This is a genomic window from Rhodobaculum claviforme (genome assembly GCF_016653255.1).
Lineage (GTDB): Bacteria > Pseudomonadota > Alphaproteobacteria > Rhodobacterales > Rhodobacteraceae > Rhodobaculum > Rhodobaculum claviforme.
In genome coordinates this window covers 1-21589 of the sequence record NZ_NHSD01000273.1, presented here as the reverse complement: position 1 = coordinate 21589, position 21589 = coordinate 1, and the positions used below count along the sequence as shown (strand labels likewise).

General features: G+C 71.2%; 18 protein-coding genes and 1 pseudogene. 7 read left to right on the top strand and 12 right to left on the bottom strand.

Annotated features, from left to right (window positions below; genetic code table 11):
- From CCR87_RS10790 to crtA, 3 genes and pseudogenes are all read right to left on the bottom strand, one after another.
- Positions 1-784: pseudogene (locus tag CCR87_RS10790) on the bottom strand (magnesium chelatase subunit D); the annotation flags it as partial.
- Positions 781-1785 (bottom strand): magnesium chelatase ATPase subunit I, encoded by a 1005-nt coding sequence (gene bchI / locus CCR87_RS10785; RefSeq protein WP_201157534.1) that lies wholly within the window; start codon positions 1783-1785, stop codon positions 781-783. The gene bchI and the pseudogene CCR87_RS10790, both read right to left, overlap by 4 nt.
- Complete coding sequence (crtA, locus tag CCR87_RS10780) at positions 1782-2492, bottom strand: spheroidene monooxygenase (RefSeq protein ID WP_201157533.1); 711 nt, start codon at positions 2490-2492, stop codon at positions 1782-1784. The genes bchI and crtA overlap by 4 nt, the downstream gene beginning before the upstream one ends.
- Positions 2493-2618: 126 nt before the next feature.
- Here crtA and CCR87_RS10775 point away from each other — a divergent pair, with 126 nt between their 5' ends.
- From CCR87_RS10775 to tspO, 3 genes are read left to right on the top strand one after another with little or no spacing between them, the layout of a single operon-like run.
- Positions 2619-4172, top strand: coding sequence for a phytoene desaturase (locus CCR87_RS10775; protein ID WP_242511956.1), 1554 nt, complete (start codon positions 2619-2621; stop codon positions 4170-4172).
- Entirely contained in the window at positions 4169-5278 is a 1110-nt protein-coding gene (gene crtB / locus CCR87_RS10770; RefSeq protein WP_201157532.1) for a 15-cis-phytoene synthase, read from the top strand. The genes CCR87_RS10775 and crtB overlap by 4 nt, the downstream gene beginning before the upstream one ends.
- Positions 5278-5751 (top strand): tryptophan-rich sensory protein TspO, encoded by a 474-nt coding sequence (gene tspO, locus CCR87_RS10765; protein WP_201157531.1) that lies wholly within the window; start codon positions 5278-5280, stop codon positions 5749-5751. The genes crtB and tspO overlap by 1 nt, the downstream gene beginning before the upstream one ends.
- A gap of 12 nt (positions 5752-5763) precedes the next feature.
- On the opposite strand, the gene idi is transcribed toward tspO, so the two are convergent.
- From idi to CCR87_RS10740, 5 genes are all read right to left on the bottom strand, one after another.
- Entirely contained in the window at positions 5764-6294 is a 531-nt protein-coding gene (idi, locus tag CCR87_RS10760) for an isopentenyl-diphosphate Delta-isomerase (RefSeq protein ID WP_201157530.1), read from the bottom strand.
- 8 nt (positions 6295-6302) lie between these two features.
- The gene (locus CCR87_RS10755) at positions 6303-7496 is read right to left on the bottom strand and encodes a geranylgeranyl diphosphate reductase (protein WP_201157529.1); all 1194 of its coding nucleotides are present in this window, start codon (positions 7494-7496) and stop codon (positions 6303-6305) included.
- Between the two features lie 4 nt (positions 7497-7500).
- Positions 7501-8805 carry a BCD family MFS transporter gene (locus tag CCR87_RS10750; RefSeq protein WP_201157528.1) on the bottom strand — a complete coding sequence of 435 codons (1305 nt, stop codon included), beginning with the start codon at positions 8803-8805 and terminating at the stop codon, positions 7501-7503.
- Positions 8806-8815: 10 nt separating this feature from the next.
- Positions 8816-9712 (bottom strand): chlorophyll synthase ChlG, encoded by an 897-nt coding sequence (gene chlG, locus CCR87_RS10745; RefSeq protein WP_201157527.1) that lies wholly within the window; start codon positions 9710-9712, stop codon positions 8816-8818.
- Positions 9713-9810: 98 nt separating this feature from the next.
- Entirely contained in the window at positions 9811-11334 is a 1524-nt protein-coding gene (locus CCR87_RS10740; RefSeq protein ID WP_201157526.1) for a cryptochrome/deoxyribodipyrimidine photo-lyase family protein, read from the bottom strand.
- Positions 11335-11500: 166 nt separating this feature from the next.
- On the opposite strand from CCR87_RS10740, the gene pepN reads away from it, so the two are divergent.
- A complete protein-coding gene (gene pepN / locus CCR87_RS10735) occupies positions 11501-14062 on the top strand; it encodes an aminopeptidase N (protein WP_201157525.1) in 2562 nt (853 codons plus the stop codon).
- Positions 14063-14071: 9 nt separating this feature from the next.
- Here the strand turns inward: pepN and CCR87_RS10730 are convergent, their stop codons facing one another.
- A complete protein-coding gene (locus tag CCR87_RS10730) occupies positions 14072-14803 on the bottom strand; it encodes a DUF3108 domain-containing protein (protein ID WP_201157524.1) in 732 nt (243 codons plus the stop codon).
- Positions 14804-14923: 120 nt separating this feature from the next.
- Between CCR87_RS10730 and meaB the strand changes: the two genes are divergently transcribed.
- Positions 14924-15913: a methylmalonyl Co-A mutase-associated GTPase MeaB gene (gene meaB / locus CCR87_RS10725; protein WP_201157523.1), complete on the top strand. Its 990-nt coding sequence runs from the start codon at positions 14924-14926 to the stop codon at positions 15911-15913.
- Between the two features lie 228 nt (positions 15914-16141).
- Here the strand turns inward: meaB and CCR87_RS10720 are convergent, their stop codons facing one another.
- Positions 16142-17476, bottom strand: coding sequence for a glutamine synthetase family protein (locus CCR87_RS10720; protein ID WP_201157522.1), 1335 nt, complete (start codon positions 17474-17476; stop codon positions 16142-16144).
- Positions 17477-17580: 104 nt separating this feature from the next.
- Entirely contained in the window at positions 17581-18282 is a 702-nt protein-coding gene (locus CCR87_RS10715) for a M48 family metallopeptidase (protein ID WP_201157521.1), read from the bottom strand.
- 117 nt (positions 18283-18399) lie between these two features.
- Here CCR87_RS10715 and CCR87_RS10710 point away from each other — a divergent pair, with 117 nt between their 5' ends.
- Together CCR87_RS10710 and thrS are read left to right on the top strand one after the other, a co-directional pair.
- Positions 18400-18729: a TIGR02300 family protein gene (locus CCR87_RS10710; RefSeq protein ID WP_201157520.1), complete on the top strand. Its 330-nt coding sequence runs from the start codon at positions 18400-18402 to the stop codon at positions 18727-18729.
- A 223-nt stretch (positions 18730-18952) separates the two neighbouring features.
- The gene (gene thrS, locus CCR87_RS10705) at positions 18953-20899 is read left to right on the top strand and encodes a threonine--tRNA ligase (protein ID WP_201157519.1); all 1947 of its coding nucleotides are present in this window, start codon (positions 18953-18955) and stop codon (positions 20897-20899) included.
- Between the two features lie 121 nt (positions 20900-21020).
- Here the strand turns inward: thrS and CCR87_RS10700 are convergent.
- The coding region (locus CCR87_RS10700) for a response regulator (protein WP_207186619.1) at positions 21021-21589 on the bottom strand (569 nt) is incomplete at its 5' end.

Here is a 21589-nt window from a genome sequence, read left to right as displayed (position 1 = left end):
CGTCGGGCTCTTCGTCGGGGGGCGGGGTGTCGTCCTCGACCTGCTCCTCCTCGGCCGGCATCTGCGTGGCGCGGGGCACGAGGACCAGCTCCACCGCGCGGGTCAGATCCTCGACCGAGGCGATCTCGCGGCCCGCCAGCGCGGCTTCGGCGCGCGCCGCGCGGGCGGCCAGCATCGGCGCGCGCAGGCTGTCGATGCCAAGCCGCAGCGCCACCGACACCAGATCCTCGGCCGCGTGGTCGGGCAGGCGCACATGCGGCAGGCGCGCGCGGGCGTCCTCCAGATCACGGGCATCGAACACCAGGTCCGGGCATTCGCGCCAGCGCAGGTCCCCGAGGTCGAGGTGGAACGCCAGCCGGTCGGTCAATGCCGTGGGCAGCGATTCGTCCGCGCCCGCCCCTTCGTCCAGCGCGATCAGGGTCTGGTGTTGCGAATCGAGCGCCCCGGCCAGCCGCGCCGCCAGCCCCGGCGGGCAGCGCTCGGCCATCGGCAGCACCAGGGTCGCGGGCTCGGCCAGCAGCCCCGCCCGCGACACCAGCCGTCCCGTGCCCAGCGTCGCCGCCAGATCGACGCCGCCGAACAGCTGCTCGTCGCCGATGCCGCAGTGCAGCCGGCGCATCGGCAGCGGCAGCACCGGCAGCGCCGCCACCGCCGCCTCGCGCACGGGACCCGAGCGGGCGCGCAGCCACAGCCCGCCCAGGCCACCGGGATCGATGGCCAGCAGCGCCAGCGCCCCGCCCAGACGTGCCCACTGGAGCGCCGGGGGACCGTCGGCTGGGATCACCCGAAGACCTCTTCGATCACGCGGCCGACGCGGGCGCCCGACCCGGCCTCGTCCAGCGGATCGCGGCGCAGGCGGTGGCGCAGCGACATCGGCGCGACCTCGCGCAGGTGGTCGCGGGTCAGCGTGTCGGCGCCGTGATAGGCCGCGAAGGCGCGCCCGGTGCGCAGCAGCGTCAGCTCTCCGCGCAGCCCGTCCGAGCCGAGCGCCACGCACAGCTCCGCGCAGTCGTGCAACGCGGCCTCGGGGGTGGCGATGGCCGACAGCCGGGTGCGCGCGGCCAGGATCCGCTCGCGCAGGGTGGTGTCCTCCTCCTGCCATTTGGCCATGAAGGCGGCGTGGTCGTTTTCATAGGCGTCGCGGCGGCGGATGACCTCGATCCGGGTGGGGATGTCCTTGGGAGAGCCAACCTCCACCGACAGCCCGAAGCGATCGAGAAGCTGCGGACGCAGCTCGCCTTCCTCGGGGTTGCCGGAGCCGACGAGGACGAAGCGCGCGGGGTGGCGGATCGAGAGGCCCTCGCGCTCCACCACGTTCTGGCCGGATTGGGCGACGTCCAGCAGCAGGTCGACGATGTGGTCCTCCAGCAGGTTGACCTCGTCGATGTAGAGATACCCGCGGTTGGCGCGCGCCAGCAGGCCCGGCTCGAACGCCTTTTCGCCCTGGCTGAGCGCGCGTTCGATGTCGAGCGCGCCGACCACCCGGTCCTCGGTCGCGCCCAGCGGCAGGTCGACCACCGGCGTGGGGCGGGTGACGATCTCCCGTGAGGTCAGCCGCGCCCACTCGGGGCAGTCCTCCAGCCGGGCGGAGTTCACGGGGCAGCTCTCGACCTGCCGGATGGGCGGCAGCAGTGCCGCAAGCGCCCGCACCGCCGTCGATTTCCCCGTTCCGCGGTCCCCGAACACCAGAACGCCCCCGATGCCGGGGTCGATGGCGGTCAGGACCATGGCGAGCTTCATCTCCTCCTGGCCGACGATCGCGGAGAACGGGAACGGAGCCTTCATGCGGCGGACCTCTCGAGCGGTTTCAGCGGGCTTGTTCCGTCCCAACTGCCACACTCGCCCAGGATGCGGAAGCGGGCATAGCACTCTTCGTTGAACCATTGCCCGTCGCGCACGGCCTTGATGGCGCGGGCGTGGGGGCCGTCGTGGCGGGCGAACTCGGCCATCGTCCTGGTGTCGGGCCAGATCGAGAAGGTCACCTGGTGCAGCAGCGGCACCTCGCCGATGCCGATCTTGAAGGCGACATGTTCGTCCATGCCGATCATCCGGGAGATGTCGGGGACCGAACCCCAGAACTTCAGCGCGACCTTGGGCTTCACCGTCGCACGCGTCAGCGCCGCCAGCGGGCCGTCGGTCGGCTCGGCCACGGCGTGGAACGGCTCCACCCCGGCCCATTTGCCCCGCACCGATGTCGCCGCGAGGAAGATCGTCCAGTCCTCGGCGGCATGCGCACGCCAGCGGGCCCAGACCTTCGATTTGGCGATGCGCTCCCGGGCGATCTCCTCGGAGGGCCAGGTCGCGAGGATCGCATAGACGGCGGTGTTGGGCACCGGGGTGAACCCCTCGCCCGTGCCCGAGCCGCACAGCTTCCACTGCAACAGATCGGGGGTGCGCTTGAGGTCCCAGCGCGCCAGCGCCATCTGGCCGAACGCCCAGAGCCGCGCGGACAGGGTGGGAAAGCGAAACAGCGAGAGGGTGACGGTCTCCATCGGACGCTCCTGCGATGTGTGTCAACACAGATTGACATAACTGTCGCAGGGCCGAAAGAGCACTGGACGAAATGCCGCCTCTGGCCTAGCATAATGTCAACTGAAGCTGACAGATATGGAGCGGTGATGCTCAACCGCATGCAGGACGACGTGGCCGTGGCCGCGGATGGGGCGCGACGGCCGCGGGCGCTGGTGATCGGCGCGGGTCTGGGTGGGCTGGCGGCGGCGATGCGGCTGGGGGCCAAGGGCTACCGGGTGACGGTGATCGACCGGCTGGACCGGGCGGGCGGGCGCGGGTCGTCGATCACGCAGGACGGGCACCGCTTCGATCTGGGCCCGACCATCGTCACCGTGCCGCAGTTGTTTCGCGAATTGTGGGCGGCGTGCGGGCGCGATTTCGATGCGGACGTGGATTTGCGCGCGCTCGATCCGTTCTATCAGATCCGCTGGCCCGACGGCTCGCACTTCACCGTGCGCCAGTCGACCGAGGCGATGCGGGCCGAGGTGGCGCGGCTGTCGCCCGATGACCTGCCCGGCTACGACAAGTTCCTCAAGGACGCCGAGGCGCGGTATTCCTTCGGCTTCGAGGATCTGGGCCGCCGGTCGATGCACAAGTTCATCGACCTGGTGAAGGTGCTGCCGAAGTTCGCCATGCTGCGCGCCGACCGGTCGGTGGCGGCGCACGCAGCAGCCCGGGTGCGCGACCCGCGCCTGCGCATGGCGCTGTCGTTCCACCCGCTGTTCATCGGCGGCGACCCGTTCCACGTCACCTCCATGTACATCCTCGTCAGCCACCTGGAGAAGGAATACGGCGTGCATTACGCGGTGGGCGGCGTGCAGGCCATCGCCGACGCCATGGTCCGCGTGATCGAGGACCAAGGCGGCACCCTTCGGCTGGACGAGGAGGTCGACGAGGTGCTGGTGAAATCGGGCCGGGTCGCCGGTCTGCGCACCACCCAGGGCGAGGTGATGACCGCCGACATCGTGGTGTCCAACGCGGACGCCGGCCACACCTATACCCGGCTTCTGCGCAACCACCGCCGCCGGCGCTGGACGGATGCCAAGCTGAAGCGGCGCACATGGTCGTCGGGGCTGTTCGTTTGGTACTTCGGGACCAAGGGGACGAAGGACATGTGGCCGGATCTGGGCCACCACACCATCCTCAACGGTCCCCGGTACGAAGGGTTGCTGCGCGACATCTTCCTCAACGGCAAGCTGTCGGAGGACATGAGCCTCTATATCCACCGCCCCTCGGTCACCGATCCGGGCGTGGCGCCTGCGGGCGACGACACCTTCTATGTGCTGTCGGTGGTGCCGCATCTGGGCTTCGACAACCCGGTGGACTGGAAGGCGGAGGGGGAGCGGTACCGCGCCGCCATGACCAGGGTGCTGGAGGAGCAGGTGATGCCGGGCTTTGCCGAGCGTGTGGGCCCGTCGCTGGTGTTCACGCCCGAGGATTTCCGCGACCGCTACCTGTCGCCCCACGGCGCGGGGTTCTCGATCGAGCCGCGGATCCTGCAATCGGCCTATTTCCGGCCGCACAACGTGTCCGAGGAGCTGCCGGGGCTGTATCTGGTGGGCGCGGGCACGCATCCCGGCGCGGGCCTGCCGGGGGTGGTGTCCTCGGCCGAGGTGCTGGGCAAGCTCGTTCCCGACGCGCAGCCGCAGGGGGTCGCATGAGCACCGTCGCCACCGACGCCCCCCGCGCGGCCCCGGCCGTGCGCCGCACGGCCCTGTTGGCCGAGGACCTGGACCATTGCGAGGCCGCGATCCGCACCGGGTCGCGGTCCTTCTTCACCGCCTCCAAGCTGTTGCCGGGGCGGGTGCGGCGTCCGGCGCTGGCGCTTTATGCCTTCTGCCGGCTGTCGGACGATGCGGTCGACCTGACGCGCGAGAAGCCCGCCGCGATCCTGGCGCTGCGTGACCGGCTGGACCTGGTGTATCGCGGCACGCCGCGCAATGCCCCTGCCGACCGGGCCTTCGCCGCCATCGTGGAGGAGTTCGAGATGCCGCGCGCCCTGCCGGAGGCCCTGCTGGAGGGGCTGGCGTGGGACGCGCAGGGGCGGCGCTACCGCACCATCGACGATCTGCACAGCTACTCCGCGCGGGTGGCGGCGGCGGTGGGGGCGATGATGTGCGTGCTGATGCGGGTGCGCGATGCCGATGCGCTGGCGCGGGCCTGCGATCTGGGGCTGGCGATGCAGCTGACCAACATCGCCCGCGACGTCGGCGAGGATGCGCGCGAGGGGCGGCTGTTCCTGCCCACCGACTGGATGGAGGGGGCGGGCATCGACACGCAGGCGTTCCTGGCCGATCCGCAGCCCACCGCCCCGGTATGCCGGGTGGTTCGGCGCCTTCTGGCCGAGGCCGACCGGCTGTATTTCCGCTCCGAGGCCGGGATCGCGGCGCTGCCGCTGTCGGTGCGCCCGGGAATTGCGGCGGCGCGTCACATCTATGCCGCCATCGGCACGCGGATCGCCTGTGCGGGCCACGACAGCATCACCCAGCGCGCCTATACCGGGCCGGGGGCCAAGCTGTGGGGGCTGGCCACGGCGGGGGTGCATGTCGCCGTCACCCTGGCGCTGCCGCGCCCGGTGGAGCTGCACGCCCTGCCCGAGCCGTCGGTGGCGTTTCTGGTGAATGCCGCGGCCCACGCACCGCCGGCGCGCGAAACCTGGGCACAGGGACGTTCGGCTGCGCTTTTGTCGGTGCTCTCGGACCTGGAATCGCGCGATCGCGCACGGCGGGGCTTGATGGGACGGGCGACAGAGCCTAACTGCGAGTGATGGACTGGCTCTTGTTCTCCGTCTTTCTGTTCGCCTGCGCGGCCGCGGGCACCACTGGCGCGATGTTCGAGCCGGGAAAGTGGTATCGTGACCTCACCAAGCCGAGCTGGACGCCTCCGAACTGGCTGTTCCCGGTGGCGTGGTCGCTTCTGTACATCGCGATGTCACTGGCGGCGATGCGGGTGGCGCTGGCGGGTGACAGCGCCCTGGCGCTGGCGTTGTGGTCCACGCAGATCGCCTTCAACACGCTGTGGACACCGGTGTTCTTCGGTCTGAAACGGATGCGGGCGGCGATGGGCGTGATGGTCGCGCTGTGGGCATCGGTCGCGGCGACCATGGTGGCGTTCTGGCAGGTCGACCTGATCGCGGGGCTGTTGTTCGTGCCCTATCTTGCCTGGGTCACGGTGGCGGGTGCGCTGAACTTCAGCGTCTGGCGCCTCAACCCCGAGACAGGCACCCCGGCGGGGGCCTGAGGGGCGCGCGCCTCACGCGCGCGCCATCGCTCCGAAGATCGCGGCGGCATGCTCTGCCAGATAGATGCGCAGCCACGGGGTGAAGCGCGCGGGTTCCCGCGCGACCTCGGCGCGCAGCGTATCGAGCGGGACCCAGCGCACCGCCATCACCTCGTCGGGGTTCGGGGCGATGTGCAGCGTCGGGCCGGCGGCGGCGGTGAAGATGTCCACCACCTCATGCTCGATCAGGCCGTTGCCGACCTCGGCGCGGTATTCGACGCGGTCGCGGTGGCCGAGGGTCAGCCCCTCGATCCCCAGCTCCTCGCGCAGGCGGCGGGTGGCGCAGGCCTCGGCCCCCTCGTCCCAGTGGGGATGGGTGCAGCAGGTGTTCGCCCACATCCCCGGCGTGTGGTACTTGCCCATCGCGCGCTGCTGGATCAGCACCCGGTCCCCGTCCATGACGAAGACCGAGATCGCCTTGTGGCGCAGCCCTTGCAGATGCGCCTCCAGCTTCTCCACCGGGGTCAGGCGGCCGTTCACCCAGGCCGGGATCATCTCCGTCATGGCATCCCTCATGCGTAGGTGGGCCGCACGAGGCCCGACAGGTGCAGCAGGTTCTTCACCCCGATCTTCATGTGGGCAAAGGGCCGCGCGTTCACCAGCTTCTTGTTCATGTAGGCCTCGAACGTCAGCTTCTGCACGTCGATGTCGTGGCACAGCGAGACGAAGCGTTCGCGCCGCTCGTCCGAGCGGTAATAGGCGTTCTGCATCGCGCCGAGGATCTTGAAGACGCCGCCGTGCTCCTTGAGGAACATCTTGCGCGCCATCTGCAGGTCCTTGGCACGGCCCGACGCCAGGCAGGCCTGCACCGCGGTGGCCGCCGCGCGCCCGCAGGCCATGGCATAGTAGATCCCCTCACCCGAGCTGGGCGCCACCACACCGGCGGCATCGCCCGCCAGCACCACGTCACGGCCATTGTCCCAGCGGTCCAGCGGCTTGAGCGGGATCGGCGCGCCTTCACGCCGGATCGTCTCGCAGCCTGCAAGGCCGGAATTCGCGCGCAACGCCGCCGTGCAGGCCTTCAGGTCCACCCCGTCCATGCCCGTCCCCATGCCGACGGAACAGGATTTCCCGTGCGGGAACACCCAGCCATAGAAGTCGGGCGAGATCGCGCCGTCATAGATCACGTCGCAGCGCATGGGATCATAGTCGGCGGCGGCCTGTGCGCCGCCCTCGGGCGGGGTGATGATCTCGTGATAGGCGATGACATAGGGGATGGTGTCGCCGCCCGGCACCTCCTGCCGGCCCACGCCGGAGCGTGCGCCGTCCGCGCCGATCACGAGCCGGGTGGGCAGCGCGCGCTCTTCCTTGGTGGCCTTGTCGCGGTAGATGACGCGGGCGCCGCTCTCATCCCGGTCGATGCGCACGAAGGTGCCGGTGTGACGCTCGGCGCCCGCCTTGGCTGCGCGCACGCGCAGGAATTCGTCGAAGTGCTCGCGGTCGACCATGCCGACGAAGCCGCCCTCGATGGGGATGTCGACCTTGCGGCCGGTGGGCGAGATCATGCGGGCGGTGTTGATCTTCGCCACGATCATCTCGTCGGGGATGTCGAAATCCGCGATCAGCCGGGGCGGGATGGCCCCGCCGCAGGGCTTGATCCGGCCCGCGCGGTCGATCAGGGCCACGCGCTTGCCGGCGCGGGCCAGATCCTCGGCCGCGGTGGCCCCGCAGGGTCCCCCTCCGACGACGACGACATCATAGGTCATGGGCTCACTCCCCAGCAACAAGGCCCATGCGGGCGGTTTGGCCGCGTCCCCCCATCACCCGCAGCGCAACCAGCGCGCTGAGGAGGAAGAGACCGGCCTCGATCGAAAAGACGGCGCCGAAGGCGCTGGCGTCGTTGCCCAGCGTGGTGCGCATGGCATCGGCCAGCCCCGCGCCCACCAGCCCGCCAAAGCCCGCGGCGATGGCCTGCGCGGCGCCCCACAGCCCCATGCGGGTGCCCTCGCGGCGCTCGCGGCCCTGACCGGCGAGCTGCATCATGGCACCGATGGCGGCGACCGCGAACATGCCGTTGAAGAAGCCCAGCGTGATGACCGACGGCACCAGCAGCGGCTTCAGCCCCGCGCTGGCGATCAGCGTGATCGCCGCCAGCGTCGCGGCCGAGCCGAGGCACCCCGCGACGACCCAGGAGCGCAGCGCACCGAAGCGCAGCCCCGTGGCGCACACCCCCACCAGCACCATGCCGACGAACACGCCGCCGTTCTGCGCGCCCGACATGGACGTCGTCTGACCCGGCGTCATGTCGAAGACGAGGCCCGCGAAGGGCTCCATGATCAGTTCCTGCATGAAATAGGCGGTCATCGACAGGAACACGAAGAAGGTGAAGTTGCGCGCCGCGCGCTCGGCCCAGATCTCGCGCAGGCCGGCACGGAAGGTCATGGGCTCGGCCAGGGGGGCGGCCTGGACGCCGGCGCGCCGCTCGATCCCCCAGATGGCGAGGCAGGTGACCACGAAAGCGCCCCCCGTGACCACCGCGACGATGGCGAGCATGCGGTCGTGGCTGTAGGGGTCCAGCACCTGCCCCACGGTGATCGCGGTGACGGCGATGCCGAAGATCATCATCAGCCAGGTGATCGAGGCCGCCGCCGGCCGGCGGTGTTCCGCCGTGGCCGTCGCCATCAGCGCCAGCAGAGAGGTCCCCGAGGCCCCCACCCCCATCCCGATCAGCGCATAGGCGAGGATCGACACGCACAGTCCCAGCCAGAAGGTCGCCTCCATCACCGGGATCGCAAAGGCCGCCAGCAGCGCGCCCGCGGCCAGCATCCCCATCCCCACGATCACCCAGCGCGTGCGGTTTCCGCAGGTGTCCGAGCGGTAGCCCCAGTTGGGCCGCGTGATCTGGATGCCGTAGTGCAGCGCCACCAGCGCACCGGGCAGGACGGCGGGCAGCATCAGCTCCACCACCATCAGCCGGTTGAGGGTCGAGGTCATCAGCACCACGATCGCACCGAGGCACAGCTGCACCAGCCCGAGCCGGAAGATGGAGAGCCATGAAAGCGGTTGAACGGGCATCTGGCGATCCTCAGAGCGTGCGCAGCGCGAAAGCGGTGATCATCATGCCGGTGACATAGAGGCTGACACCGGTGGCATTGTACCAGGGCGCCTTGGCCTTGGGGTCGCGCAGCAGCACCGACATGGCATAGAACTGCAGGATCACCGAGATCACGATGAAGAAGCCGTACCAGGGACGATCCCACTGGAAGAGAAGCGCGATCACAACGAGTTGCGGGACGATCATCACCCAGCACGCGACCTTGGCCGCCAGCTCCGGGCCCAGCGTCACGGGCAGGGAGTTCACGCCCATCTGGCGATCGCCCTCCAGCGCCTTGAAATCGTTGAGCGTCATGATCCCGTGCGCGCCGAGGCCATAGAGCACGGCCACCGCGACGATCTCCCAGCTGGGCGCGCCGACGGCGAGGACGGCCGCGCCGGTGAACCACGGCAGCGATTCATACGACAGCCCGACCAGCCCCGGCCCCCACCAGCCCGACCGCTTCAGCCGCACCGGCGGGCAGGAATAGGCCCAGGCCGCGATCACCCCCAGCACGGTGGCGCCAAAGCCCCACGGCCCGAGGAACCAGCCCACCACCAGCGCCAGCCCCGACATCGCCAGCGCGATCCACAGCCCCCAGCGGCCCGGAATGCGCCCCGAGGGGATCGGCCGGTGCGGTTCGTTGATCGCATCGACGTGGCGGTCGCACCAGTCGTTGGCCGCCTGGCTCATCCCGCAGACGATGGGACCCGCCAGCAGGACGCCGAGGATGACCAGAAACAGGCTTTCCAGCGGCGACACCCCGGACGAGATGACGCCGCACAGATAGGCCCACATCGGCGGAAACCAGGTGATCGGCTTGATCAGCTCCAGCATCGCGGCGGGCTGTGGCAGGGTGCGGGTGTGTAAATCAGACGTGACACTCATGCCGTCAACATGACCACGACATTTCGAGTCTCGCAAGTGGAACTTTGCCGTGGAGCCCCGCCTGCGGCAAAAAATGTCAGGGGAAGTTGACAGCGGCGTCAGAGATCCAGCGACAGCTGGCCCGGGGCTGCGGCGGGGCGACGGCGTCGGGGCGCGCGGTCGTTGACGAAATGGCCCGAGCGGTCCTTGCGGCTGGCGTGCTTGCGGGCGACCTCGGCGGCTTCGGCGGCGAAACCGCGGGCGCGGCGCAGGCCCCACACCGCCTCGCGCGCGGCGCGGGCGGCGGCGGCGACATCGACCACCGGCTCGGGATAGGCGCGCCCCAGCACGCGCCCTGCCCCGCCCCAGCGCCAGGGTTCGTGCAGGAAGGCGTCGGGCACCTCGGCCAGCTCCGGCAGCCAGGCGCGGGTGAAGCGGCCGTCGGGGTCCTGGTCGCGGCCCTGCTTGACGGGGTTGTAGATGCGGATGGTGTTGATGCCGGTGGTGCCGGACTGCATCTGCATCTGGCTCCAGTGGATGCCGGGTTCGTAGTCGGTGAAGCGCCGCGCCAGGAACGGCCCCGTGGCGCGCCAGTCCAGCCACAGGTGGTTCGCCGCCACCGACACCAGCATCGCGCGCATGCGGAAGTTCAGCCAGCCGGTGGCCGCCAGATACCGCAGGCAGGCGTCGACAAAGGGGATGCCGGTCTCGGCGGACTGGAATGCCGCGAGGCGGGTGGCGTCGGGCGTGCGCGGGCGCAGGCTTTCGGTCGCGCGGTGCAGGCAGCGGGCCTCCAGGTCGGGGGCGTCCTCCAGCTTCTGCATGAAGTGGTCGCGCCAGGCGAGGCGCGATTCAAAGCTGCGCAGCGAAGCCCCCCAGCCACCGCCGGGGCGTTCGGCGCGGCGGGCGGCCGCGGCGTGCGCGACCTCGCGCCCGGACAGCACGCCGAAGGCCAGGTGCGGCGAGAGGCGCGAACACGCGCGTTCCCCGGCTACGGGCGAGGCCATGGCGGCGCGGTACCCCTCGCCCCGCGAGGTCAGGAACCCGCCCAGCGTGGTCAGCGCGGCCTGCCGCCCGCCAACCTGGCGGTGGGGGCAGCGGTCCTCGGCCAGGCGCAGGGTGCGGGCGGTGGGGATCGGGCCGGGCGCCACGCCGGGCACCGCCGACAGCCCCGGCGGCTGGGCCGCGGGCGCGGCGAGGAAGCGATCCCGCCGCCCCGCCCAGCCATCGCGCGCGGCAAGGCGGCGCACCACGCCCGACTGCGGCCCCTCGTGCCACGCCATGCCGTTGGCGCGCGCCCACGCCCCCACACGCCGGTCGCGGGCAAAGGTCCACAGGGTGCCGGTCTCCTCGTGGCTGAAGATGCGCGACAGGCGGTGGCGGCGGGCCAGCGTCTCCAGCACCTCGACCGCGCAGCCAGTGCGCACGACCAGCGGCGCCCCCAGCGCGGCCAGGTCGCCGCGCAGCGCCTCCAGACACTCGGCAACGAACGCCCATTGCCGGGCCGAGGCGTCGGGCTGTGCCCACAGCTCCGGCTCCACCACATAAAGCGGCAGCACGGGGCCAAGCGCCGCCGCCGCACACAGCGCCGCGTGGTCGGCCACCCGCAGGTCACGCTTGAACCAGACAATCGAACCCGTCATCGCCCGCCATGTAGCGGCCCGCGCCGGAACGACGAGCCGCGCCTGATGTTCCCACTCCGTTCCATCTGCCTAACGGGCGCCGCGTCGGCTGGCAAGCGCGCAGCGGCGGTTGCCGCCGCACACGTCAGGGCCTAGCTTGCGTGCATCCTGACCGAGCGGAGAGAGCATGAAGGACGCAACCCCCCAGCCGATCCGACTGGCGGACTACACCCCGCCGCCGTTCCTGGTGGAGGGGGTCGCGCTGACCTTCCGGCTGGCGCCACGGGCCACGCGGGTGACGTCGCGCATCCGGTTCCGGCGCAACCCCGACGCGCAGGCCCAAGATCTGCGGCTGGATGGCGAGGGGCTGCGGCTGATCTCGGCCACCATCGACGGCGTGCCGATCACCGCGCAGCCCGATGCGACGGGCCTGACGCTGCCGGGCGGGGATCTGCCGGACGCCTTTGACTGGGCCGCCGAGGTGGAGATCGCACCGGAGGAAAACACCGCGCTGGAGGGGCTTTACATGTCGAATGGCATGTATTGCACGCAGTGCGAGGCCGAAGGCTTCCGCAAGATCACCTTCTATCCCGACCGCCCGGACGTGATGGCACCGTTCACGGTGCGGGTCGAATCCGAGCTGCCGGTGCTGCTGTCGAACGGCAATCCGTCCGCCCAGGGCGATGGCTGGGCCGAATGGGACGATCCCTGGCCCAAGCCCGCCTATCTGTTCGCGCTGGTGGCGGGCGATCTGGTGGCACATTCGGACGCCTTTGCCACCGCATCGGGGCGCGCGGTCGCGCTGAATGTCTGGGTGCGCCCGGGCGACGAGGGGCGCTGCGCCTATGCGATGGATTCGCTCAAACGCTCCATGCGCTGGGATGAGGAGGCCTACGGGCGCGAATACGACCTCGATGTGTTCAACATCGTGGCGGTGGACGACTTCAACATGGGCGCGATGGAGAACAAGGGGCTCAACGTCTTCAACTCCAAATACGTCCTCGCCTCCTCCGAGACGGCGACGGATGCCGACTTCGACAACATCGAGCGCATCGTCGCGCATGAATACTTCCACAACTGGACCGGCAACCGCATCACCTGCCGCGACTGGTTCCAGCTGTGCCTCAAGGAAGGGCTGACGGTGTTCCGCGACCAGCAGTTCAGCGCCGACATGCGCTCGGCCGCCGTCAAGCGGATCGAGGACGTGCTGAGCCTGCGCGCACGCCAGTTCCGCGAGGATCAGGGCCCGCTGGCGCATCCGGTGCGCCCCGACAGCTATCACGAGATCAACAACTTCTACACCGCGACGGTGTACGAGAAGGGCGCCGAGATCATCCGCATGCTGCGCACGCTGGTGGGCGAGGACGGCTATGACGCGGGCGTGCGGCTCTATTTCGACCGCCACGACGGGCAGGCCTGCACGATCGAGGACTGGTTGGCGGTGTTCGCGGAGGCCACGGGGCGCGACCTGTCGCAATTCGCGCGCTGGTATGCCCAGGCCGGCACCCCGCGCCTGCGGGTGACCGAGGATTGGGACGAGGGCACCGGCCGCTTCACCCTGACGCTGGAGCAGTCCACCCCCCCCACCCCGGGCCAGCCCGACAAGGCACCCCAGGTGATCCCGGTGGCCGTTGGCCTGCTGGGTCCCGCGGGCGACGAGATCATGGCCACCCGCGTGATCGAGATGACCGACACCCGCCACAGCCTGACGATCGAGGGGATGCCGGCACGCCCCGTCCCGTCGATCCTGCGCGGCTTCTCCGCCCCGGTGGTGGTCGAGCACGCGGTCACGCCGGAACGCCGCGCCTTTCTGATGGCCCATGACACCGATCCGTTTTCCCGGTGGGAGGCCGGGCGCGGGCTGGCGCGCGAGATCCTTGTGGCGATGGTGCGCGACGGCGCGGCGCCCGGGCCGGATTACCTCGATGCGCTGGCGGTGACGCTGTCGGACGAACGGCTGGACCCGGCGTTCCGCGCGCTGTGCCTGCGCGCGCCCTCCGAGGATGACATCGCCCAGGCGCTGGTGGATGCCGGCGAGACGCCGGACCCCATGGCGATCCACACCGCGCGCGAGCGGTTCCAGCGCGCGATCGCGGCCCACATGGACGACGGGCTGGCGCGCGCCTTCATCGCGATGGAGACGCCCGGCCCCTACAGCCCCGACGCGCGCGACGCGGGCCGCCGGGCGCTGCGGCTGGCGGCACTGGCGTATCTGTCGCGCAATGACGGCGGGGACCGGGCCGCGCGGCTGTTCGCCGGGGCCGACAACATGACCGAACAGATGGGCGCGCTGGGGGCCCTGCTGCAGGTCGGCGCGGGCCAGTCCGAGGTCGCGCGGTTCCACCGTCAATGGGCCCACGACCGGCTGGTGGTGGACAAGTGGTTCGCCGTTCAGGTGGCCCTCGCAGCGCCCGAAAGCGCGGTGGAGACCGCGCGCAGCCTGACGCGCCACCCCGATTTCGACTGGAAGAACCCCAACCGCTTCCGCTCGGTGCTGGGTGCGCTGGCGACGAATGCGGCGGGGTTCCACGCGCCGGGGGGCGCAGGCTATGCGCTGCTGGCGGACTGGCTGATCCAGCTTGATCCGGTGAACCCGCAGACCGCGGCGCGGCTGTCGACGGCGTTCGAGACCTGGCGCCGCTACGACCCCGCGCGCCAGGGCGCGATGCGCGCGGCGCTGGAGCGGATCCGCGCGACCCCCGACCTCAGCCGCGATCTGTCGGAAATGACGGCCCGGATGCTGGGCTGAGCCGCGCGCTCAGTCGCGGGTCAGCCGGGCGGTGCCCAGCTCCCAGGCGGCCTCCAGTGCGATGACGCGCAGGGTGCCGCCCGGGCCGGGGCCGTGGATCAGGCGGAACGGCACCTCCGGCCGCTCGGCCAGATCCTCGGGGTCATACCCTGCGACGCGGCGAAACACGCCGTCGCAGCCGGGCTCGCCGTCCGGCGCGGGCGCCAGAACGATCTGCGTGCGCCGCCGCCCGTCGAACACCGCAAGGTCGAGCGCGCAGGCCCGCTCCGCCGGAACATCCGCAAGCACCGACAGCACCGCCGACATCGGATCGAGCGCACCGCCCTGCCCCGCCGGGTCGAGGTGCCACGGCTCGGGCGGGCGCGGCGGGTCAAGGCGCAGCAGGCGCGGCACCCCCCCCTCCCATGCGATTTCGGTGCGCGATTCGCGCCGTCCGGTGTGCACATCCTCGACATAGCGCAGCGGCTGCGGGCGGCCTGCGCGCAGGCGGCCCTGCACCGTCGCCTCGAACCGGGCCGAGGGCAGCAGACGCCCCAGCCCCGCCGGTTGCAGCCGCGCCGTCGCGGCATAGCTGCCGTCGGTGCGGCGGATGGCAAGGTGCAGCACCCCCACCGGCAGCCCCGCAAAAGTCACATCGAGGCGCACCACCTCGGGCAGATCAAGCGCCGCCGCGCCGCCGGGCGCCCACAGCCCCGCCACGATGGCCACCACCGCACCGATCCGTCGCAGTCGATCCGGCATTGCCCGTCGCATCGCGTGCCCCAACCGCTGGCCCCCATCTGGACATACCCCATCGCGGCGGGGCAGACACGGGGGGATTGCACGGCGCGCCAGCGGCCGCGTTGAAAGAGGGGCATCGCGATGGACATCCCGGCACTGGCCGACGGCGTGCTGGCCGGCGAGCGACGCGCGCTTGCGCGGGCGATCACGCTGGTGGAAAGCGGGCGCGCCGATCACCGCGCGCAGGCGGCCGATCTGCTGGCGGCCTGTGCCGTACCGGGGCGCGAGGCGCTGCGGCTGGGGCTGTCGGGCACGCCGGGGGTGGGCAAGTCCACCTTCATCGAGGCGTTCGGGATGATGCTGGTCGACGCCGGGCTGCGGGTGGCGGTGCTGGCGGTCGATCCGTCCTCGACGCGCACGGGCGGGTCGATCCTGGGGGACAAGACCCGGATGGAGCGGCTGGCGCGCGCGCCCGGCGCCTATATCCGCCCCTCGCCGAGCCAGACGCATCTGGGCGGCATCGCGCGCCGCACCCGCGAGGCGGTGTCGCTGTGCGAGGCTGCGGGGTTTGACGTGGTGCTGATCGAGACGGTGGGCGTGGGCCAGTCGGAAACCGTGGTGGCCGAGGTGTCGGACGTGTTCGTGCTGCTGCTGGCACCGGGCGGGGGCGACGAGTTGCAGGGCGTCAAGCGCGGCATCATGGAGGCCGCCGACCTCATCCTCATCAACAAGGCCGACGGCGCGATGGTGGCGGCGGCCGAGCGCACCCGGGCCGACTACGCGGGCGCCCTGCGGCTGATGCGCCGCCGTGCCCAGGATCCGCAGGGGTTTCCCAAGGCGTTGTGCGTCTCGGCTCTGGACGGGGCCGGGCTGGCGGCGGCGTGGGACGAGATGCGCGCACTGGCCGACTGGCGCCGCGCCGAGGGGCACTGGCAGGACCGCCGCGCCGCGCAGGCCCGCCACTGGTTCGAGGAGGAAGTGCGCCAGGGTCTCGTGGCGCTGCTGCGCAGTGACGCGGGCGCGCGGGCACGCATGGCCGATCTGGGTCGCGCCGTGGCCGAGGGCCGCACCGCGCCCGCCGCCGCCGCCGCCGAGGTCGTCGCGCGCTTCCGCACCGCCGCCGGGGGCTGACGCCGGGCCCGCGGGCCGGTGGTCACACCCCCGGGACGCACGAACAGCGCCAGGCGTCCGGGCCGCCGCATCCGGAGGCCCGGCGTTCGGTTTCCGCGAAGTGCCGGCACCCCCGTCCGAGGTCCCCGGGTCCGAGGCCCCCAGATCGGAGGCCCCCGGGTCCAAGGTTCCCGAACCCGAGGTCCCGGATCCGAGGATGCGCACCCGACTCCGGGGCGTCCGCGCGCCTCAGACGGTGTCGAGGTAGAGTTCGATCACTTCCTCCGGCGACAGCTCGGCCATGTAGCGCAGTTCCTGGCGCTTGGTCATCAGCAGGTTGGCGATGAGCTCGGCCGGGAAGATGCGCGCGATCATCGGCGAGGTCGCAAACGCCTCGATCGCGCCGGCCCAGGTGATCGGCAACTGCGGCAGGTCCTGGACATAGGCGTTGCCGGTGATGGGGGGCGGCGGGGCGATGCCGTCCTCCATCCCCGCCAGCGCCGCACCCAGCACGCCCGCCACCAGCAGATAGGGGTTGATGTCGCCCCCCGCCACGCGGTGTTCGATCCGCCGCGCGGCGGGCGGGCCCGACGGCACCCGCAGCGCCCCGGTGCGGTTGTCGAAGCCCCAGCCGATGCCGGTGGGCGCATGCGCGCCCGGCACCAGCCGGTCATAGCTGTTGGCGTGCGGCGCAAACAGCAGCATCGAGCCGGGCATCGCCGCAAGGCAGCCCGCGATGGCATGGTGCAGCGCCTCGGTCCCCTCGGGCCCGCCGTTGTCGAAGATGTTCTGGCCCCGCCGGTCCAGCACGGAGAAATGCATGTGCAGCCCGTTGCCCGGCTGCTCGTCATAGGGCTTGGCCATGAAGCTGGCGGCAAAGCCGTGACGCCGCGCCAGCCCGCGCACCAGCATCTTGAACAGCCAGGTGTCGTCGGCGGCCTTGAGGGCGTCGTCGGTGTGCAGCAGGTTGATCTCGAACTGGCCCAGACCGGCCTCGGAGATGGCGGTGTCGGCGGGGATGTCCATCGCCTCGCATCCCTCATAGAGGTCGGTGAAGAAGCGGTCGAACGCATCGAGCGCGCGCAGCGCCAGCGTGTCCGCCCCCGGTCGCCGTTTGCCCGAGCGCGGGCTGGGCGGGGCGCGCAGCTCGCGGCCCGAATCGTCGATCAGATAGAACTCCAGCTCGGTCGCGACCACCGGCGTCAGCCCCCGCGCGCGATAGCGCTCCAGGACCCGCGCAAGCGCATGGCGCGGGTCACCGTCAAAGGGACGGCCATCGTCGTGGAACATCCAGATCGGCAGCAGCGCGGTCGGCCCCTCCAGCCAGGGCATGGGGACAAATCCGCGCTCGGTCGGGTGCAGGATGCCGTCGGCATCGCCGCTGTCGAACACCAGCGGGCTGTCCTCGATGTCCTCGCCCCAGATGTCGAGGTTGAGCACGGAGTAGGGAAACCGCGTGCCGGACTTCACCGCCTTGTCGGCAAAGCGGGCGGGAATGCGTTTGCCGCGCGCCTGTCCGTTGAGATCGGCGGCGGCCACGCGGATGGTGCGGACCTCGGGGTGTTCGCGCAGCCAGTCGCGCATCTGGACCTCATGTTCAGCGGGCGGAACGGGGCGGTCTGCGCCCGGCGTTCCATGCCTTCGGGATGCCGCTTCGGGCGGGAATTGACAAGCACCAAGGCCGCGGGTCAGCCGTCGAAGCGCCAGCGGTGCAACGCGCCCCCGTTGCTGCGCAGCCAGGCGCGCTGTCGCCGCCAGTCGGGGCACAACCCCTCCACCAGCCGCCAGAAGGCCGGGCTGTGGTTCATCTCCACCAGATGGGCGGCCTCGTGGGCGGCGACGTAGTCGAACACCTCGACCGGAGCCAGCGCCAGCCGCCACGAGAACATCAGCCGCCCCGCCGCCGTGCACGACCCCCAGCGCGAGCGCGTGTCGCGCAGCGCGATCCCCGCCAGCGGCCGCCCCAGGGTGGCGGCATGCGCGGTGCACAGCCCCTCCAGCCGCGCATGCGCCACCGCACGCAGATGCGCGGCCACCGCAGGGCCGCAGCCGCGCCCGGGCGGCACCAGCAGCCGGTCGCCGTCGCGCCGCGCCCGGCGCAGCGGCGCCGCCACCAGCACCAGCGGCGTGCCCAGAACCGGCAGGGAGATCCCCGGCGCCACCGCCACCGTCTGCGGCAGATCGGCCAGGGTCGCGCGCAGCCAGCCCTCGCGCTCGCGCATGAAGGCAAGGGCTGCGGTGCGCCCGGCACGGGGCGGAAAGGTCAGCGTGATCCGGCCGTCGCCATGCGCCACGCGCAACGAAAACCGCCGCGCCCGCGGATCGGGGCGCAGGCGCACCGTCACCGGCGGGTCACCGGACAGGACGGCCTCGGTGGCGGCGGACGGCATGGCGGCTCCCTCGTGGCATGCGGGCGCGGGGCGCAGGTGGCGGAAAGACTTTGACAGCCCCGCGCAGTTGTGGCACTCGCGGCCGATCCGTTCAAGCCGAGGCGAATGAGGGAACCCATGCCCAAGGAAGAATGGGGCGTGAAGCGCGTCTGCCCCACAACCGGCAAGAAATTCTACGATCTGGGACGCGACCCGATCGTCAGCCCCTACAGCGGCGAGGTGGTCGAGATCGACCTGCCCGGCCGCAAGGGTGCGGCGGCAGCCCCCGCCGCCGTGGCCAAGCCCAAGCGTGCCGCCGCCAAGGCGCCCGCCGACGACGACATTCTGGTCGAAGAGGACAGCAACGACATCGACATCGATGACGATCTGCTGGAGGACGACGCAGACGACGACAATGTGGCCCTCGACGATCTGGCCGACGTGGCCGACGAGGACGACGACAACTGATCCCGCGCCATGGCGCGGAGTGCGGCGTATCAGCCGCCGGGCCGATGGGTCCGGCGGCTTTTGCGTGGCCGGGGCCCCGCCGCCGCACCTGCCACTGGCCCTGCCCCCGGCTGCTGGCGCTGCCCGGGTGGCTTGACACCCCGGCGCGTGCGGCGCACAGACGGGCGCGATTTTCCCGCAACCGGGCGTTCCGTGGGCGCCAGACCGACGAGGAGTGCCGATCATGGCCCAGATTTCCCTCAGCTTTCCCGACGGCAGCGTGCGCAGCCATGACGCGGGAGTGACGCCTGCGCAGGTCGCGGCCGCCATTGCGCCATCGCTGGCGAAGAAGGCGATCTCGGCCACGGTCGATGGCGTGCACTGGGACCTGCAATGGCCGCTGGAGCGTGACGCGACGATCACGCTGAACACGCTGGCCGACGAAGGCCCGGCGCTGGAGCTGATCCGCCACGATCTCGCGCATGTCATGGCCCGCGCGGTGCAGGAGCTGTACCCGGGCGTCAAGGTCACCATCGGCCCGGTCATCAAGGACGGCTGGTACTATGACTTCGATCGGGACGAGCCGTTCACGCCCGACGACCTCGGCGCCATCGAGAAGCGCATGCGCGAGATCATCGCCGCCCGCGACCCGGTCCGCACCGAGGTCTGGGACCGCCCCCGCGCCATCGCCCACTATGAGGCCGCGGGCGAGCCCTTCAAGGTCGAGCTGATCGAGGCGATCCCCGGCGACGAGCCCCTGCGGATGTACTGGCACGGCGACTGGCAGGACCTGTGCCGCGGGCCGCACCTTCAGCATACCGGCCAGCTGCCCGCCGACGCGTTCAAGCTGATGAGCGTCGCCGGCGCCTACTGGCGCGGCGACAGCCGCAACAAGATGCTGCAGCGGATCTATGGCGTGGCGTTCCGCACCCGCGATGCGCTCAAGGCCCACCTGACCCTGCTGGAGGAGGCCGCGAAACGCGATCACCGCAAGCTGGGCCGCGAGATGAAGCTCTTTCACATGCAGGAAGAGGCGCCGGGCATGGTGTTCTGGCACCCCAACGGCTGGACCGTCTACCGCGCGCTGGAGGACTACATGCGCCGACGCCTGCGCACGGCCGGATACCAGGAGATCAAGACCCCCCAGGTCGTGGATCGTGTCCTGTGGGAGAGGTCGGGCCACTGGGAGGCCTACCGCGACAACATGTTCCTGGTGGAGGTCGACGAGGAAGGCGCCAAGGAAAAGCGCATCAACGCGCTGAAGCCCATGAACTGCCCCTGCCATGTGCAGATCTACAACCACGGCCTGAAGTCCTACCGCGACCTGCCGCTGCGGCTGGCCGAGTTCGGATCATGCCACCGGTACGAGCCGTCGGGGTCGATGCACGGGCTGATGCGGGTGCGCGGCTTTACCCAGGACGACGCGCATATCTTCTGCACCGAGGACCAGATCGAGGCGGAATGCGCGGATTTCATCGCGCTGCTGTCGTCGATCTATGCCGACCTGGGGTTTGCGAATTTCGACATCAAGCTGTCGACCCGGCCCGAGGTGCGCGTCGGCTCGGACGCGGTGTGGGACAAGGCCGAGACCGCGCTGGAGCGCGCCATCCTCAAGGTGCGCAGCGACTACGAGGTCGATCCGGGCGAAGGCGCCTTCTATGGCCCCAAGCTGGATTTCAAGCTGACCGACGCCATCGGGCGCGAGTGGCAGTGCGGCACCTTCCAGGCCGATTTCAACCTGCCCGAGCGGCTGGACGCGGAATATGTCGGCGAGGACGGCGCCAAGCACCGCCCCGTGATGCTGCACCGCGCGATCCTGGGCTCGTTCGAGCGGTTCCTCGGCATCCTGATCGAGAACTACGCCGGCCGGCTGCCGTTCTGGCTGGCGCCGCGGCAGGTGGTTGTGGCCACCATCGTGTCGGACGCCGATGCGTACGCCCGCGAGGTGGTGGCGGCGCTGACCGCGGCAGGCCTGCGCGCCGAACTCGACACCCGCAACGAAAAGATCAACTACAAGGTGCGCGAGCATTCCGTGGGTAAGGTGCCGGTGATCCTCGCGCTGGGCGCGCGCGAGGTGACCGAGCGCACCGTCTCGGTCCGCCGTCTGGGCGAGCAGGGGTCGCGCACCGCGCCGCTGGATGCGCTGGTGGCCGAACTGGCGGCCGAGGCCACCCCGCCCGACCTGCGCTGAGGGGTTGCGCCCGGCCGCTTTCTGCGGCCCCGGGCGCACGATGGGCTTGCGCCCGGCCGCGCCCTGCGGCCCCGGGCGCAGGATGGACCACCGGTCCTGGCGCCGCCCGGCGGGTGCCCGTTCAGGGCGTCGGCACGTCGGCCGACTGCGCCGCCGGACCGGAGGCCGGGGCTGTGACCGGATCTGCGGCCGGATCTGGATGCGGTGCGGGCTGCGGATCGGATTGCGGATCGGATTGCGGCAGGGCGCCGGGCGCGGGGTCGGCGGCCGGGCCGGCCGCGCAGGTGGCGGCGGCTCCGCCAGCGGAGACGGCGGCGATGGCCGCGATCAGTTGTGCGCTGCGGAACGGCTTGCCCGCGTGCCCGGCAAAGCCCGCGGCAAGATACTCGTGCAACTGGTGCGGCATGACGTTGGCGGTCACCGCCAGCGCGGGCGGCGGCGCGACCCCTGCCGCGGCAGCATGCCCGGCGATACGCGCCAGCGCCGTGACACCGTCCATCACCGGCATCGAGATGTCGAGCAACAGCACATCGAACCGCCCCGGCGCCCAGGCGTCGACGGCCTGCGCCCCGTCGGCCACAAGCGTCAGCGCGGCGCCGGTGGGGCGCAACATGGCCGCCAGAACCTGCCGGTTGGTGGCGTTGTCATCCGCCGCCAGCAGCCGCAGCCCCCCGAGCACACCGTTCCCCC

Excerpts from the sequence above, each read along its gene's own strand:
- CCR87_RS10730 (WP_201157524.1), bottom strand. The coding sequence starts at position 14,803 with ATGCCGGATCGACTGCGACGGATCGGTGCGGTGGTGGCCATCGTGGCG.
- CCR87_RS10775 (WP_242511956.1), top strand. The coding sequence starts at position 2,619 with ATGCTCAACCGCATGCAGGACGACGTGGCCGTGGCCGCGGATGGGGCG.
- crtA (WP_201157533.1), bottom strand. The coding sequence starts at position 2,492 with ATGGAGACCGTCACCCTCTCGCTGTTTCGCTTTCCCACCCTGTCCGCG.
- CCR87_RS10755 (WP_201157529.1), bottom strand. The coding sequence starts at position 7,496 with ATGACCTATGATGTCGTCGTCGTCGGAGGGGGACCCTGCGGGGCCACC.
- pepN (WP_201157525.1), top strand. The coding sequence starts at position 11,501 with ATGAAGGACGCAACCCCCCAGCCGATCCGACTGGCGGACTACACCCCG.
- chlG (WP_201157527.1), bottom strand. The coding sequence starts at position 9,712 with ATGAGTGTCACGTCTGATTTACACACCCGCACCCTGCCACAGCCCGCC.
- idi (WP_201157530.1), bottom strand. The coding sequence starts at position 6,294 with ATGACGGAGATGATCCCGGCCTGGGTGAACGGCCGCCTGACCCCGGTG.
- crtB (WP_201157532.1), top strand. The coding sequence starts at position 4,169 with ATGAGCACCGTCGCCACCGACGCCCCCCGCGCGGCCCCGGCCGTGCGC.
- thrS (WP_201157519.1), top strand. The coding sequence starts at position 18,953 with ATGGCCCAGATTTCCCTCAGCTTTCCCGACGGCAGCGTGCGCAGCCAT.
- bchI (WP_201157534.1), bottom strand. The coding sequence starts at position 1,785 with ATGAAGGCTCCGTTCCCGTTCTCCGCGATCGTCGGCCAGGAGGAGATG.
- CCR87_RS10720 (WP_201157522.1), bottom strand. The coding sequence starts at position 17,476 with ATGCGCGACTGGCTGCGCGAACACCCCGAGGTCCGCACCATCCGCGTG.
- CCR87_RS10710 (WP_201157520.1), top strand. The coding sequence starts at position 18,400 with ATGCCCAAGGAAGAATGGGGCGTGAAGCGCGTCTGCCCCACAACCGGC.
- tspO (WP_201157531.1), top strand. The coding sequence starts at position 5,278 with ATGGACTGGCTCTTGTTCTCCGTCTTTCTGTTCGCCTGCGCGGCCGCG.
- CCR87_RS10740 (WP_201157526.1), bottom strand. The coding sequence starts at position 11,334 with ATGACGGGTTCGATTGTCTGGTTCAAGCGTGACCTGCGGGTGGCCGAC.
- CCR87_RS10715 (WP_201157521.1), bottom strand. The coding sequence starts at position 18,282 with ATGCCGTCCGCCGCCACCGAGGCCGTCCTGTCCGGTGACCCGCCGGTG.
- meaB (WP_201157523.1), top strand. The coding sequence starts at position 14,924 with ATGGACATCCCGGCACTGGCCGACGGCGTGCTGGCCGGCGAGCGACGC.
- CCR87_RS10750 (WP_201157528.1), bottom strand. The coding sequence starts at position 8,805 with ATGCCCGTTCAACCGCTTTCATGGCTCTCCATCTTCCGGCTCGGGCTG.